The organism is Arsenophonus endosymbiont of Aphis craccivora (assembly GCF_013460135.1).
GTDB lineage: Bacteria > Pseudomonadota > Gammaproteobacteria > Enterobacterales > Enterobacteriaceae > Arsenophonus > Arsenophonus nilaparvatae.
Genome location: NZ_CP038155.1, coordinates 1 through 15,833 on the forward strand (window position 1 = coordinate 1; position 15,833 = coordinate 15,833).

At 38.9% G+C, this 15,833-nt stretch carries 12 protein-coding genes and 2 pseudogenes; 2 read left to right on the top strand and 12 right to left on the bottom strand.

The genetic code is table 11. From position 1 onward, the window contains the following. Positions 1–56: 56 nt before the first annotated feature. The 10 genes and pseudogenes from E3U36_RS00010 to sohB all read right to left on the bottom strand — a co-directional run bounded on the left by E3U36_RS00010 (position 57) and on the right by sohB (position 11,936). Positions 57–980: pseudogene (locus E3U36_RS00010) on the bottom strand (IS5 family transposase). Positions 981–1,296: 316 nt separating this feature from the next. Continuing rightward, the gene (locus tag E3U36_RS00015) at positions 1,297–1,755 is read right to left on the bottom strand and encodes a DUF986 family protein (protein WP_180817459.1); all 459 of its coding nucleotides are present in this window, start codon (positions 1,753–1,755) and stop codon (positions 1,297–1,299) included. Positions 1,756–1,853: 98 nt separating this feature from the next. Further along, positions 1,854–2,711, bottom strand: a complete 858-nt coding sequence (locus E3U36_RS00020; protein WP_180816693.1) for a PTS mannose transporter subunit IID — start codon at positions 2,709–2,711, stop codon at positions 1,854–1,856. Positions 2,712–2,726: 15 nt separating this feature from the next. Beyond that, positions 2,727–3,527 carry a PTS mannose/fructose/sorbose transporter subunit IIC gene (locus tag E3U36_RS00025; protein WP_180816694.1) on the bottom strand — a complete coding sequence of 267 codons (801 nt, stop codon included), beginning with the start codon at positions 3,525–3,527 and terminating at the stop codon, positions 2,727–2,729. A gap of 74 nt (positions 3,528–3,601) precedes the next feature. Beyond that, entirely contained in the window at positions 3,602–4,573 is a 972-nt protein-coding gene (gene manX / locus E3U36_RS00030) for a PTS mannose transporter subunit IIAB (RefSeq protein WP_180816695.1), read from the bottom strand. Positions 4,574–4,739: 166 nt separating this feature from the next. Further along, the gene (locus tag E3U36_RS00035; protein WP_180816696.1) at positions 4,740–5,663 is read right to left on the bottom strand and encodes an IS5 family transposase; all 924 of its coding nucleotides are present in this window, start codon (positions 5,661–5,663) and stop codon (positions 4,740–4,742) included. 91 nt (positions 5,664–5,754) lie between these two features. Further along, positions 5,755–6,729, bottom strand: coding sequence for an HTH-type transcriptional regulator CysB (gene cysB, locus E3U36_RS00040; RefSeq protein WP_180816697.1), 975 nt, complete (start codon positions 6,727–6,729; stop codon positions 5,755–5,757). 358 nt (positions 6,730–7,087) lie between these two features. After that, positions 7,088–7,611: pseudogene (sodC, locus tag E3U36_RS00045) on the bottom strand (superoxide dismutase [Cu-Zn] SodC). A 102-nt stretch (positions 7,612–7,713) separates the two neighbouring features. Further along, positions 7,714–10,314, bottom strand: a complete 2,601-nt coding sequence (gene topA / locus E3U36_RS00050; protein WP_180816698.1) for a type I DNA topoisomerase — start codon at positions 10,312–10,314, stop codon at positions 7,714–7,716. 575 nt (positions 10,315–10,889) lie between these two features. Beyond that, positions 10,890–11,936, bottom strand: coding sequence for a protease SohB (gene sohB, locus E3U36_RS00055; RefSeq protein WP_180816699.1), 1,047 nt, complete (start codon positions 11,934–11,936; stop codon positions 10,890–10,892). 113 nt (positions 11,937–12,049) lie between these two features. Here sohB and E3U36_RS00060 point away from each other — a divergent pair, with 113 nt between their 5' ends. Continuing rightward, the gene (locus tag E3U36_RS00060; RefSeq protein WP_180816700.1) at positions 12,050–12,820 is read left to right on the top strand and encodes a YciK family oxidoreductase; all 771 of its coding nucleotides are present in this window, start codon (positions 12,050–12,052) and stop codon (positions 12,818–12,820) included. A 444-nt stretch (positions 12,821–13,264) separates the two neighbouring features. On the opposite strand, the gene E3U36_RS00065 is transcribed toward E3U36_RS00060, so the two are convergent. Continuing rightward, positions 13,265–14,188, bottom strand: coding sequence for an IS5 family transposase (locus E3U36_RS00065; protein ID WP_180816701.1), 924 nt, complete (start codon positions 14,186–14,188; stop codon positions 13,265–13,267). Here E3U36_RS00065 and E3U36_RS00070 point away from each other — a divergent pair. Next, the gene (locus tag E3U36_RS00070; RefSeq protein ID WP_180816702.1) at positions 14,182–14,331 is read left to right on the top strand and encodes a hypothetical protein; all 150 of its coding nucleotides are present in this window, start codon (positions 14,182–14,184) and stop codon (positions 14,329–14,331) included. The two genes, E3U36_RS00065 and E3U36_RS00070, sit on opposite strands and share 7 nt — an antisense overlap. Positions 14,332–14,832: 501 nt before the next feature. Here E3U36_RS00070 and rluB read toward each other — a convergent pair. After that, complete coding sequence (rluB, locus tag E3U36_RS00075) at positions 14,833–15,759, bottom strand: 23S rRNA pseudouridine(2605) synthase RluB (protein ID WP_180816703.1); 927 nt, start codon at positions 15,757–15,759, stop codon at positions 14,833–14,835. Positions 15,760–15,833: the final 74 nt, after the last annotated feature.

Below are 15,833 nucleotides of genomic sequence, written 5' to 3' on the forward strand. Positions count from 1 at the left end.
GGCTTTGTTGAATAAATCAGAATTAGCCGACAGGATGGCTCCCTCTGCTACACCTGTTATCCGATCCTGACGCTGTGTGGCATACCCAACAACGTCATACGGTTCAGCGCTTTGACCATCGCCATTGCTTCACCTACCTGAGCCTCATAGTCACGCAGCCTCAGATGGCCACCCAGCAAAGTTTTTATGCGGAACATCGCTGTTTCTGCCACTGAACGCCGGTGATAACCCACTTTCTTTTTCCACATATCATTACTCCTGCTCAGACGCTGATTCGCCACCGCATGGTTACGTTCATGGTACTTGTCCGGCCAGTATTTCGCTCCGCTTCGCGGCGGGATAAGGGGCCTGATTTTCTTTCTTAGCAACGCATCGTGGCAGTAACAGGCGTCATAAGCACCGTCTGCTGACACTTCCCTGATTTTCCGGTGGGTTTGGTTAATCAGGCCCGGCAGTGACTGCGCATCTGTCGTTCCGCTGAGCGATAAGTCGGCACAGATAATCTCATGAGTCACACTGTCTGCTGCCAGATGAAGCTTGCGCCACACTCTTCGTCTGTCAGCCCCATGCTGCCTGACTTTCCATTCACCTTCGCCAAAGACCTTCAGACCGGTACTGTCGATGACCAGATGCGAGATTTCACCACGCGTTGGCGTTTTTATGCTGATGTTGACGCTCTTTGCTAGTCTGCTGACCAGCGAGTAGTCCGGACAGCACAGCGGCTAAGACATGAGTTTAAAAATCGAATCAACGAAGCCCTGTAATGCCCGGAGCGACAGGTTAAACACACGCTTCATCATCAGGACAGTGGTAACAGCCATATCGCTGTAGTAAAGCGGCCGGCCACGACCTTCAGGCGAAGAACTGTCAGTCCATCCAGCGATGGCCGACTCATCAAGCCAGACCGTCAGGGAACCGCGTTGTCTGAGTGCCTTGTTGTACGCGGGCCAGTTGGTAATTTTAAACTTTTGCTTTGCCATGGGGACCTGATGTTGAAACGAATTTAGCGATCAGCTCCGCCAATCACCTAAAAGTTTGATTTATTCAACAAAGCCGCCACGTTATGGATCATAACGAGTATGCTGACATGAAATTTCTAAATTAATCGCTAATAGACAATTTTATTTAGAACAGGATACTCCCCAATGACTTATTACAAAAGATATCATAAAAATAATAAAAGGCAATTATTTAAATTTTTATTAATTTATAAAATTAATATCATTGAATTTTTAATAAAAAATAATAATTCTAGTTGATTAAATATATAAGAATAATTAACAATATTATTTATATTTATTTATTATTGATCATAAAATTGTAAATTTTATCTAAATCATCAAACTGTTTAACAGCAATATAAATTTTTCTTTTTTCTAAACCGACTATTAATATTCCATCTTTCGATAAATTAATTGTTTTAATATTTTCGTACAATATATAGACATTATTGTAGTAAAAACCTTTATCTTTAAAATAAAGCTTAGGATAACGAATGAATGTTAAGTAAATAGCAATAATAATGGTAATCATTAATAAATAGGTTGTTAGCTGACTACCATGTTGAATAATATTATGATAAATAACAATCGCGATCAGTATAATAAAAATAATGTCATCGATTCTATTTTTACGCCTTAACTTTATTTTTAATTTTGTTTTTCCATTTAATAAGTTCACAATCAATTCTTCATAGATAGCATAAGTTAGCATTAGTAGGATCAAGACAGTCAATACAATATTATTCATATTCATAAGCAAAGACTCCAATCGATTATTAATCTGCTGTAAAGATAAAATTAAAAACGGGAGGTTGCAACCTCCCGCAATTGACAATTAAGAAATTGAGTCTGTTAGCCTAAAAATCCAGCCCAATAGCCAACAATGCCTAGAATAAAGAAACCAATGATAATCCATAGTGGATTAACCTTGCGTCTCAATAACCACATACAACCAAAGGTTAGTAATAATGGCACTAAACCCGGCATTAATTGATTAAGGATAGTTTGTACTGTGGTCATTGTTACCTCACCAGTATTGGGATTTTTTATCTCTGATAGGACTAAAGGGATATTAACATTAGTCCACTTATTGACTAATGCGCCCATGACAAATAGCCCTAGGATAGAAGCACCTTCGGTCATTTTTTGTAAAAAGCCACCCTCCATGTCATGAACAATATCGAGCCCTTTTTTATAGCCATAGGTAACACCGTAATAACGGGTTAATAAGCGAACTAAATTAAACAAAATAAAAAATAGTAGCGGTCCTAGTAGACTACCTGACATTGCAATTCCGGCGCCTAGAGCCGCAAAAACTGGACGTACTGTGCCCCAAAAAATAGGGTCACCAACGCCCGCTAGAGGGCCCATTAAACCTACTTTGATGCCATTAATTGCACCATCATCGATATCCGCTCCATTAGCTCTTTGCTCTTCCATCGCTATGGTGACACCTAAAACAGGCGCTGCTACATAAGGATGAGTATTAAAAAACTCAAGATGGCGTTTAATGGCTTGTTTACGTTCTTCACTGTTTTCAGGGTATAAACGGCGGATCACTGGGATCATTGAAAAACAAAAGCCCAGGGCTTGCATACGTTCAAAGTTCCACGATCCTTGAAAAAGATTGGAACGTAAAAAAACTCCGCGAATATCACCAGCAGTAAGCTTTTTTAGATTTGTTTGTTTTACTGAAGTTGTATCTGCCATTATTACATTCCTTAATTAATCTAATTCATTATCTAAATCACTATTGCCGTTATTTTGCGAAGCCGCAATTTGTGATTGGTTGTATTTTGGACTGAGTTGAATATAGAGAATAGCCATCACAACACCAATCACGCCTAGTGCAACTAGGTTGAAATTGGTAAATGCAGCAGTTACAAAGCCCAAGTAGAAGAATGGCATTAGATAACCTGCACGCATCATATTGATTACCATAGCGTAACCGACAACAACGATCATACCGCCAGCAATATTCAACCCTTTAGTGACAACCTCAGGAATTGAATCCAGTAGGTGTTGGACTTCTGAAGTACCTACAGAGATAGCAACAATTAAAGAAGGAATAGCAATACGCATAGCCTGTAATAACAGAGCTAAGATATGAATTATGGTTAATGCACGTAAATTAGCAGATAATGCAGCGCGATCAGATGCATGTTGGAATGCAACAGTGATTGTCCGAACAATAACGGTCAATACTTGTCCTGCGGCAGCTAAAGGAATTGCTAGTGCAATACCGGTACCAATATCCTGCCCGCCGGCAATAACCAGAATGTTAGAAATAATTGAGGCTAGGGCGGCATCGGGAGCCATGGCCGCACCGATATTCATCCATCCGAGCGCGATCATTTCCAGCGTGCCGCCGATAATTATCCCTGTTTTTAGATCACCAAGTACGAGACCAATTAGTGTACAAGCAATTAAAGGACGATGAAATTGGAATTCATCTAGCACAGAACCCATACCTGCAATACAGGCAACAAGGAAAACGAGTATGATTTGAAAAACGGTAAGCTCCATTGTTTATCTCCTGTAACCAACAACGTTGGTGAATCTATTTTTAAGTCGTGAATGGATAACCAAAAAAAGGAAACTCAGTTTTTTGCTTTTTTGATAAGAGCTAACATATCCAGTTTGTTGTCACTAGAAACTTTACGCGCTTCAAGTTCAATGCCTCGTTTGGATAATTGATTGAAAGCATCAATATCCTCATTATCGATCGAGATTGCATTGTTAACCTGTGTTTTACCTTCACGGTATGCCATGCCACCAATATTCACAGACTTTATTTCGACACCGCCGTCCACAAGGTGTAAAACGTCTGTTGGATTGGTAAATAACAGCATAACGCGTTCACCGGCATACTTAGGATTATTGTAGACACGAATACATTTTTCTACGTCGACCACATGCGCAGTGACACCCGGTGGTGCAACTTGTTTTAATAAGGTGGAACGAACATGATCTTTAGCAACTTCATTACTGACTACGATAATACGTTTAACTTTTGTCTCTTTGGTCCAGCGAGTAGCCACTTGACCATGAATTAAGCGATCATCAATTCGTGCAAGGGCAATAAACATATGGCCTTGCGTAGCTGCATTGGTTACCTTAGGAGGAGGGGGAGTTGGCGTCGGTGAATTTTGCGGTTTATCGCTAGTCTGCTGATTGTTGAGCGCTTTAATTTCGCTGCGACCGGTTTCAATAGCAGTGTTGACTAATTCACTAAAAGTAGGATCATCATCGCGGGATAGTAACGTAGCAACTAACATGGGGACGTTAACTCCGGTAACTATATCATATTTGTCTTTATCTTTACTTTCAATAATTCGACTAGCGGCGTTAAATGGACTGCCTCCCCACATATCTACTAAAAATAACACACCTTGAGAAACATCGAGCTCATTAAGCTTTTGATTATATTTTTCAATTAATGTATCAGCGTTTTTACCTGGAATAAAATCGATATAAGCGATATTTTGTTGTTCGCCAATCAACATTTCAGCGGTCATGAGCAACTGTTTTGCAGCAACACCATGAGTGCTAATTATAATAGCTACACTCACTACTTTTCCCCTTAAGAAGTAGGTTAAATAATAAAAATGATTATTAGAGTGTACTCTCCGTTGACGGATTAATACAATCAAATAATCACTAATATGAATAGTTTTTAATGGGCTTTGTTGAATAAATCAGAATTAGCCGACAGGATTGCTCCCTCTGCTACACCTGTTATCCGATCCTGACGCTGTGTGGCATACCCAACAACGTCATACGGTTCAGCGCTTTGACCATCGCCATTGCTTCACCTACCTGAGCCTCATAGTCACGCAGCCTCAGATGGCCACCCAGCAAAGTTTTTATGCGGAACATCGCTGTTTCTGCCACTGAACGCCGGTGATAACCTACTTTCTTTTTCCACATATCATTACTCCTACTCAGACGCTGATTCGCCACCGCATAGTTACGTTCATGGTACTTGTCCGGCCAGTATTTCGCTCCGCTTCGCGGCGGGATAAGGGGCCTGATTTTCTTTCTTAGCAACGCGTCGTGGCAGTAACAGGCGTCATAAGCACCGTCTGCTAACACTTCCCTGATTTTCCGGTGGGTTTGGTTAATCAGGCCCGGCAGTGCCTGCGCATCTGTCGTTCCGCTGAGCGATAAGTCGGCACAGATAATCTCATGATTCACACTGTCTGCTGCCAGATGAAGCTTGCGCCACACTCTTCGTCTGTCAGCCCCATGCTGCCTGACTTTCCATTCACCTTCGCCAAAGACCTTCAGACCGGTACTGTCGATGACCAGATGCGAGATTTCACCACGCGTTGGCGTTTTTATGCTGATGTTGACGCTCTTTGCTCGTCTGCTGACCAGCGAGTAGTCCGGACAGCACAGCGGCAAAGACATGAGTTTAAAAATCGAATCAACGAAGCCCTGTAATGCCCGGAGCGACAGGTTAAACACACGCTTCATCATCAGGACAGTGGTAACAGCCATATCGCTGTAGTAAAGCGGCCGGCCACGACCTTCAGGCGAAGAACTGTCAGTCCATCCAGCGATGGCCGACTCATCAAGCCAGACCGTCAGGGAACCGCGTTGTCTGAGTGCCTTGTTGTACGCGGGCCAGTTGGTAATTTTAAACTTTTGCTTTGCCATGGGGACCTGATGTTGAAACGAATTTAGCGATCAGCTCCGCCAATCACCTAAAAGTTCGATTTATTCAACAAAGCCCTAATTTTTATTAAAATTATATTGTTGGTAATTGAATCTCTTTAAACATTTCTTCAATTTCTTCATTTGAACGTAAAGCAATCGCTTTATCAACAACATCAGGCGTTAAATGTGGTGCAAAACGCCAAATAAAATCATACATATAGCTACGTAAAAAACTATTACGATGAAAACCTATTTTTGTAGTGCTATAGCTAAACTTATCCCGCATATCAATAATAACTAAGTCCTGATCTTGATTAGGGTCAACTGCCATGCTAGCAATAATTCCTATACCTAATCCCAATCTTACATAAGTCTTAATAACATCAGCATCAGTGGCGGTAAAAATAATCTTAGCCTGTAAACCTGCCTTATAAAAAGCCTCATCCAATTCAGAGCGGCCTGTAAAACCATGGGTATAAGTCACAATCGGGTATTGAGCTAGTTCACTAATGGTAATATTTTTCTTGTCAGCTAAAGGATGATCAGCTTTAACGACAACCGAACGATTCCAATGATAACAAGGTAACATCACTAAATCTTTGTAAAGATGTAACGCTTCAGTCGCAATAGCAAAGTCGCTATTTCCTTTACTGACATCTTCCGCAATTTGTATTGGCGAACCCTGACTCATATGTAATGAAACTTGTGGATAATGTTCAATAAATTGTTTAATAACCGGAGGAAGAGCATACCTTGCTTGAGTATGTGTGGTAGCAATGGCTAATATGCCACGATCAGGATAAGTATGTTCACCAACGACTGCTCGGATAGCGTGCATTTTCGTCATCACTTCTCGAGCAATTTTAATTACTTCCTTTCCGGCTGGAGTAACATGAGTTAAGTGTTTACCACTGCGTCCAAAAATTTGCACTCCCAATTCGTCTTCAAGCATACGAACCTGTTTGCTTATACCTGGTTGTGATGTGTATAACCCTTCTGCTGTTGATGAAACATTTAAATTATGATTTTCAATCTCTACAATGTAACGTAATTGCTGTAATTTCATCTTATTCAGCGTCCTTATAAATTGAATAAAGGATTAATTATTTAATAACTTATAGTAATTTTATTATAACAAAAAGAAATATAAGCATTATTTATTATAATCAATAATATATACGATGAAAATATAACAACAAATAAATTACAAATTAAATATTATTTATATAATGAGCTTATTTTACTAACAATTAATTATATGTTTATTAGTTATAATGAATATAAATTTTGGCAATATTATTAATTAACTGAATGCTAAAATAAAAAGCCAAACAACGCCGTTTACTATTACTCAAGATTTCCTAAACTAACTTTGAATGGCCTAAAATAAATAAATAAATAAATAAATAAATAAATAAATTAATTTATTTAATAATACCGCAAACTACCCTGAAACCACCACCGCTTAATGTTTCTGGATGATCTGAATAATTATCTCCACCTTCATGGATTATTAATGCTCTATGCTTAATTTGACTTATTGATTTTAACCGCGGAGCTAAAATGGCATAGTCAGCACTACCATTAGCATTAACAACTAAACCCGGTAGATCACCTAAATGGCCACTACTACTATATGGACCTTTATGTTGGGCTGTTTTACTAGGATCAAAATGGCCACCGGCTTTTCCTGCTGCGATTAACTTTCCATCTTTTTGCAAAGCATCACAACTAGGATATTCGTGAACATGGAAACCATGTATTCCAGGCGCTAATCCTTGTAATTTGGGGGTAAATAATAACCCAAATTTTTTTCCGTAATCTTAATTTCACCTACCGATTGGCCGTTATCTTTTTTAGTAACTATGTTCATTGGAACTATCATTGTATTGGCTAGCGATGTTGCAGCAAAAAAAGTGCCCATAATTAGTAACATTTTCAATTTCATATATTAATCCAGGTTATGATTTGAAATAGCGACGATATATAAACTAAAAATTAGGATACTGATTTCAGTAGCCTTGTTTAATTATAGAAAATAGATAAATTTTTATTTGTTTTTTTCTATCCATTTGCCATCGATATAAAATGCACTCCAGCAAGTGGCTTTACCATTTTTTTCTGAGGAAACATATTGTTGTTTAGTCTTACGACTCAATCTAACAATCGTTTTATTACCTTCAGGATCGACCGATGGCGCCAGGGTTAAATAGCTAAATTTAGCTGGCAGACGATCTTTAAAACGTACCAATTCTTCAACCAATGGTGCGCGGGTCTCTCTTGATTTTGGAAAAGTGTTAGCGGCTAAAAATATTCCAGCTGCCCCATCTCTTAATACAAAGTAAGCATCAGATTTTTCACAAACTAGTTCCGGCAATGGAATAGGATCTTCTTTAGGCGGAGCCACTTCACCACTCTTCAAGATCTTGCGAGTATTTTTACAAGCCTCATTGGTACAGCCCATATATTTTCCAAATCGACCCATCTTCAGATGCATTTCTAAGCCACATTTATCACATTCAATCATTGGCCCATCATAGCCTTTAATGCGAAATTCACCTTCTTCAACCTGATAACCATTACATACTGGATTATTCCCACATACATGTAATTTACTTTTATTATCAATAAGGTAGCTATCCATCGCGGTACCACATTTAGGGCATCGCCGGCGGGCTCGCAAAGCATGCGTTTCCACATCCTCTTCTTCTGCTACAAGGATATTTGATAATTCATCTTCAGGAATTAAATTAATGGTTTTTTTGCAGCACTCTTTTGCTGGTAAGCTGTAACCAGAGCATCCCAGAAAAACCCCCGTAGAAGCAGTTCTAATTCCAATTTGGCGGTGACAGTCAGGACATTCAATCGATGTTAATACCATCGGATTGGTGCGCATGCCACCTTCCTCGGGTGCTTTATTTGCGCGTTCTAGCTGTTCGGTAAAAGCAGCAAAAAACTCATCTAATACACTCTTCCACTCGATACGATCTTCTGCTATCAAGTCAAGCTGATCTTCCATTCGCGCAGTAAAATCATAGTCCATTAATTCACTAAAATTTTCATCTAACCGGTCAGTAACTATTTCACCTATTTTTTCAGCATAAAAACGGCGATTTTCAATTTTTACATAGCCCCGATCTTGGATAGTTGAAATAATAACCGGATAGGTTGATGGACGACCAATGCCACGTTTTTCAAGTTCTCTAACCAGAGAAGCTTCGCCAAAACGTGCTGGAGGTTTAGTAAAGTGTTGGCTAGGACACAATTTATCCAATTCAAGCTGACTACCAACTTTGACCATAGGTAATATTTTATCTTCATCACCTTTGCGCAATGCGGGCATAACTTTAGTCCAACCATCAAAACGCAAAATACGCCCTTTAGCCTTCAACTCAAAATCTCCAGCTTTGACGGTTATTGTCGTTGAATCAAATTCAGCTGGTATCATTTGACAAGCAACAAATTGGTTCCAAATCAGCTGATATAGTCTTTTGGCATCCGCTTCCATATCTTTTAGAGCATCAACACCAACGTCAATATTAGAAGGACGAATAGCTTCATGTGCTTCCTGCGAACTTTTTTGATTGGTGTAAACATTCGCCTGTTTAGGCAGGTATTTGCTGCCAAATTTATGGTCAATATAATTGCGAGCCATACTTAAAGCATCCTGACTTAAGTTAGTTGAGTCAGTACGCATATAGGTAATATAACCTGCTTCATAAAGACGCTGTGCCATCATCATGGTTTTTTTAACGCCAAAGCCAAGACGTGTACTTGCCGCTTGTTGCAGGGTTGAGGTAATAAAAGGGGCGCTGGGTTTACTAATTGTGGGCCGATCTTCACGATCTGACACCTGATAATGGGCATTTTTTAATAATCTAACAGCAGCATCAATTTGTGCTTTGGTGACGGGTTTAAAAGGCTTACCCTTTTCATGCGTCACTTCCATTCGAATCAATGCCGTATCTACGGTCAGTAACTCAGTATGCAGCTGCCAATACTCTTGTGGGACAAATGCTTTAATTTCCCGTTCCCGTTCTACAATCAAACGTACAGCGACTGACTGAACACGACCGGCAGAAAGGCCGCGAGCAATTTTTTTCCATAATAACGGTGAAACCATATAACCAACAACCCGATCTAAAAAACGCCGAGCTTGTTGAGCATTAACACGATCAATATTTAATTCACCAGGATTATCAAAAGCTTGCTTAATTGCATTTTTAGTAATTTCATTAAAAACTACTCGACTAAAGCGCTGATTATCACCGCCAATCACTTCTCGCAAATGCCAGGCAATTGCTTCCCCCTCACGATCGAGATCCGTTGCCAGATAGATATGCTCTGCGTCGGAAGCAAGCGATCTTAATTCAGCAACGACTTTTTCTTTGCCAGGTAAAATTTGATAATTGGCTTTCCAGCCATGATATGGGTCAACTCCCATTCTATTTACAAGCGCCTCATGCTCATCTTTTTTTACTTTTTTAACCTTGTTGGCTGAGTTTGTATTCTTTTGTGAGCTGGAACCACCACTTTTTGGCAAATCACGTATATGCCCTACGCTACTTTTAGCAACGTAGTTATTACCAAGGTATTTGTTGATAGTCTTAGCTTTTGCCGGGGACTCCACAATAACAAGAGCTTTACCCATAGTTATCTTTACCTAAAATATTGTCTAAGCGTACTGACTTTCCAGCCAGATGGAATGAAATCTCTTTTTATATTGCGTCAGATTCACAATATATCAACTTTTTTTGCTTAAATACTTTGCCATAAAGATAAAAACCTTTGTTAATTCATACTGTAATCAGATTCAATAGTACAATTTTGTCAGCAAAACAATGACAAAAGTAAAGCATCATAAGTAATAAAAAGCCTACACTCTACCTGATAAAAAATGATGCGCAACCACTTATTTTATTCATAGGTATTGTTATGACAACAAAAACCACCTCAATAAGTTATGAATAGATTATAAAAAAATCAATAAAATTATATAAAATTATATAAAAAGTAGCAGAGATCTAGTTCAAACAGATATATAAATAAAATTTTCAGAAAGAAATTAATTTCCAAATAAAATAGCTTAGTAGTGCTGTATAAAATTGTTTATCATGTTTTTAAGTAATTAATTAATATTTTATTTGCAATTAAATAATTAAGTTTTAACTATTACATTATAAAAATACCGGCTGAAAACGCCGGTATGTATTTCTTATTCATAATTTAAAGCAGTGGTCTCTGTCCTCTTTGCCACCAGCGTATTAACAACTTATCTGCATTTTCTACCATGCTGCCCATTAAACGATCAATAAAACGTCTGGCCGGAGTATAAGTTATCTCAATAATTTCACGAGCATCAATTTGATTGATAATAATGTCATCACTAACGCCTATTTCATCAATTAATCCTTTTTCCTTTGCCTGGATACCATACCAATGCTCACCTGTTGCCACAGCATTAATATCAAGGGCCGGCCGTTTTTGATGCACAAAATCTTTAAAGAGCTGATGTGTTTCATTTAAATCTTGTACAAACTTCTTACGCCCTTGCTCGGTATTTTCACCTAATAAAGTTAGTGTACGTTTATACTCTCCGGCTGTATGTAATTCTACATCAATATACTTTTTCTTCAGTAACCGATGAAAATTGGGTACTTGCGCAACTACACCAATAGAGCCAATAATCGCAAAAGGAGCCGCCACAATACGATCGGCGACACAAGCCATCATATAACCGCCACTGGCTGCCACTTTATCCACCGAAACAATTAATTTAAGGCCTTTTTCCCGTAAACGATTTAGTTGAGAGGCAGCTAAGCCATAGCCATGCACAACGCCACCTGGACTTTCAAGCCTAAGCAATACTTCATCTTTGTTATCAGCAATTGCTAAAATTGCAGTAATTTCTTCACGTAATGCATTGACTTCATGAGCATTCATGCTGCCTTTGAAATTAATTACAAAAAGACAAGGTTTTTTTAACGTTGTTTGACCAACTTTAGCATCCGCTTTCTGCTTTTTTTCTTTAATTTTACGTTGTTTTTTATAGGTTTTTAACCAAACTTTATATTCAGCGTCACTCATCTTAACCTGTTGCATCTCACGCTGACGTTGACGATAAGCTTCACTTAAATCAATAAGTTTTAAATTACCTTTTTTGCTATGTTTACGCTGTCCAAAGCTAAAAATAACCAATGAAATCAATATAATAGCAACAACCACTGTTGCTATTTTAGCAACAAATAATCCATACGATGAAAGAAATTCCACAATTCTATCCTTCTTTACAGAATATAAACAATAGGGGTATTGTAACTAAAAACTTGATAAAGTGCTTATAGCTCTTATTAATAAATTTGAATAATCAAAAGTAGGAAAATATCATGCTACCTTACCAAGCTAAAGCTGATTTACTTAAGCAAAAAACCATTTTAATTACAGGCGCGGGCGATGGCATTGGACGTGATGCGGCATTAACTTATTCACGTTATGGCGCCAATCTTATTTTATTCGGTAGAACAACCGCAAAACTAGAACAAGTCAAACAAGAAATTATTTCTAATAGCAAATTTACCCCTTCAGTCTCTATTTATACCCTTGATTTATTAACAATAACCGAATCACAATGCCATGAATTAGCAACTGACATTAGCCAACATTATCCCTATCTTGATGGTGTATTACATAACGCAAGCATATTAGGAAAAATTGCGCCGATTATTTATCAACCTATAAAACTTTGGCATGAAGTTATACAAATAAACGTTAACGCAACTTTTATGCTAACACAAGCCCTACTACCACTGCAGCTACAAGCACCAAATAGTTCCTTAATATTTACCACTTCAAGCGTCGGCAGACGAGGTCGAGCTAATTGGGGGGCCTATTCAGTTTCCAAATTCGCAACCGAAGGTCTAATGCAGGTATTATTTGATGAATATAAAGATACTAATTTACGTGTTAATTGCATTAATCCCGGTGGCACAAGAACGCAAATGAGAGCCAATGCTTTTCCTTCAGAGGATCCTATGCAACTAAAAACTCCACAAGAAATTATGACGATATATCTTTATCTAATGGGAGAAGATAGTATTAAGGAATCAGGAGTAAGTTTTGATGCACAGCCTAATCGTAAACCCGGTGTGGCAATTTAATATTTAGCTATAAAAACTAACCGCAATAAAAATTAATAATAAATGATATAACCAATTATCAAACAAAGTGACTAGTCAATTGACTAGTCAATTAATGAGCTTTATAGTTATTTACTGGGTGCTGCTTTAATATCCCTGCATTAAAAGTACTATAAATTTTCGCCATATTGTAAATGTAGTGGTAATATTCATCATAGATTTGCGCTTTTGACTCTATATTACTGATTTTGTTAGAGTCATCAACAATTTCAACAATTCTATTAGCATAAGATTGTAAAGAATAATTATTAAAATTTGCAATTGGAAGTGCATATTCAAACGAATGCGTTACCGTGTTTTGTTCCTTTATTCCTTTATCAACAATATGAATATTATTAACTTTTGATCCGGCTTTGTTGAATAAATCAGAATTAGCCGACAGGATGGCTCCCTCTGCTACAGCTGTTATCCGATCCTGACGCTGTGTGGCATACCCAACAACGTCATACGGTTCAGCGCTTTGACCATCGCCATTGCTTCACCTACCTGAGCCTCATAGTCACGCAGGCTCAGATGGCCACCCAGCAAAGTTTTTATGCGGAACATCGCTGTTTCTGCCACTGAACGCCGGTGATAACCCACTTTCTTTTTCCACATATCATTACTCCTGCTCAGACGCTGATTCGCCACCGCATGGTTACGTTCATGGTACTTGTCCGGCCAGTATTTCGCTCCGCTTCGCGGCGGGATAAGGGGCCTGATTTTCTTTCTTAGCAACGCATCGTGGCAGTAACAGGCGTCATAAGCACCGTCTGCTAACACTTCCCTGATTTTCCGGTGGGTTTGGTTAATCAGGCCCGGCAGTGCCTGCGCATCTGTCGTTCCGCTGAGCGATAAGTCGGCACAGATAATCTCATGATTCACACTGTCTGCTGCCAGATGAAGCTTGCGCCACACTCTTCGTCTGTCAGCCCCATGCTGCCTGACTTTCCATTCACCTTCGCCAAAGACCTTCAGACCGGTACTGTCGATGACCAGATGCGAGATTTCACCACGCGTTGGCGTTTTTATGCTGATGTTGACGCTCTTTGCTCGTCTGCTGACCAGCGAGTAGTCCGGACAGCACAGCGGCAAAGACATGAGTTTAAAAATCGAATCAACGAAGCCCTGTAATGCCCGGAGCGACAGGTTAAACACACGCTTCATCATCAGGACAGTGGTAACAGCCATATCGCTGTAGTAAAGCGGCCGGCCACGACCTTCAGGCGAAGAACTGTCAGTCCATCCAGCGATGGCCGACTCATCAAGCCAGACCGTCAGGGAACCGCGTTGTCTGAGTGCCTTGTTGTACGCGGGCCAGTTGGTAATTTTAAACTTTTGCTTTGCCATGGGGACCTGATGTTGAAACGAATTTAGCGATCAGCTCCGCCAATCACCTAAAAGTTCGATTTATTCAACAAAGCCTATTGGACCCTGTACTTTTATTCCATCAACAACAATTTGATTATATTTCAAAGAGAATAATTGGTTAGAAATAATTTCTTTAAAAACCGAACTAAAAACCGAACTATAAGAATAATAATATTGCCTGGTAGGATTAATAATTCTCCCCTGGTTACCTGGGTAAATGATAAATTCAGTTTTTTGGCCAATGGGGTATTCAATCGTATGCTTGCCAGCTAGTAAATCAAGTTGTTTAATTTCACCCTGAACAAGTTTAACAGGTTGATTATCAATCTTAAAATAAAGGGCATCTTTATTATTATGACTAACGTAAAATTTTCCATCAGCAGAATGGGTTAATTGCGTCTCATCACAGCTTGCTAACAGAAATATAAATATGCTGCTAGCGATAATTTGCCCAAATTGTGGCATATAAAATTTCAACCTTCTAATCAAACTGAGCCTAATGAAAGTAGCCTATTCTAAGGATCATCTCAATTAAATTAAAAGTATTTATATAGCGCTATTTTTATCTATTAAAAAAGCATTAGGCAGCTGAATTTGACTATAATATTGCCTTTAATTTTATATTATCCTTTACGCGAAGATGTATTACGCCCCCTGGCAGCCCCAGTTGCTCGTTTATTTGTTACTCGCATCGAAGAAACTTGGGTATGCCGTTTTACAGCACGACGGATCTGATTTGCTTTAATACGCCGTCTCTCTTGCTCAACCGATATTTTACTGGCTGTTTCATCTGTAAGACCAACCAGTTGACGCAAATAATTAATCTGGGCTAAACCTAATTCCGTCCATCCTCCTCTGGGTAATCCCTTTGGTAAATAAATATCACCATAACGAACGCGGATCAGGCGGCTGACTTGTATGCCTACCGCTTCCCATAAACGCCTTACTTCACGATTACGGCCTTCCGTTAAAGTAACATTGAACCATTGATTCATGCCTTCTCCGCCACGAAACTTCAGTGTCTTAAAATTAGCTTCACCATCTTCAAGTTGAACATCTTTGGTTAATTGCCGAATTTTAGCATCATTAATTTCACCAAAAACACGAACTGCATATTCACGTTCAACCTCATGACGAGGATGCATCAAACGATTAGCCAGTTCCCCATCTGTGGTAAATAATAATAAACCACAGGTATTTACATCTAAGCGACCTATCGCAATCCAGCGAGAGCCGGTTAATTTAGGTAAGCGATCAAATACGGTTGGACGTCCTTCTGGATCATGATGAGTACATAATTCGCCTTCCGGCTTATAATAAGCCAAGATCCGACAAACTGTTTTCTCCGCTTCTTTGATTTTTAAAAGGTGACCATCTAAGCGAATTTTAGTGTTAGATTTTACTTCTATTCGGTCACCCAAGGTCGCTAATTGACCATCAACACTGATCCTACCGGATTGAATAAAAATTTCTATTTCCCTGCGCGATCCATAACCACAACGAGCAAGGACGTTTTGTAACTTTTCACTTTGCTGCTTTTTAACGCTCATAGCGTAAACCTCTTGTGTCACCTTTACAGGCGTCATAATTATAAAAATAACTAAAAAAATAAACTGTGGTTATT

Bases quoted from the DNA above. Each gene is read 5' to 3' on its own strand.
- topA (WP_180816698.1), bottom strand. From the start codon at position 10,314: ATGGGTAAAGCTCTTGTTATTGTGGAGTCCCCGGCAAAAGCTAAGACT.
- E3U36_RS00035 (WP_180816696.1), bottom strand. From the start codon at position 5,663: ATGGCAAAGCAAAAGTTTAAAATTACCAACTGGCCCGCGTACAACAAG.
- E3U36_RS00060 (WP_180816700.1), top strand. From the start codon at position 12,050: ATGCTACCTTACCAAGCTAAAGCTGATTTACTTAAGCAAAAAACCATT.
- E3U36_RS00020 (WP_180816693.1), bottom strand. From the start codon at position 2,711: ATGGCAGATACAACTTCAGTAAAACAAACAAATCTAAAAAAGCTTACT.
- E3U36_RS00065 (WP_180816701.1), bottom strand. From the start codon at position 14,188: ATGGCAAAGCAAAAGTTTAAAATTACCAACTGGCCCGCGTACAACAAG.
- E3U36_RS00015 (WP_180817459.1), bottom strand. From the start codon at position 1,755: ATGAATATGAATAATATTGTATTGACTGTCTTGATCCTACTAATGCTA.
- cysB (WP_180816697.1), bottom strand. From the start codon at position 6,729: ATGAAATTACAGCAATTACGTTACATTGTAGAGATTGAAAATCATAAT.
- E3U36_RS00025 (WP_180816694.1), bottom strand. From the start codon at position 3,527: ATGGAGCTTACCGTTTTTCAAATCATACTCGTTTTCCTTGTTGCCTGT.
- rluB (WP_180816703.1), bottom strand. From the start codon at position 15,759: ATGAGCGTTAAAAAGCAGCAAAGTGAAAAGTTACAAAACGTCCTTGCT.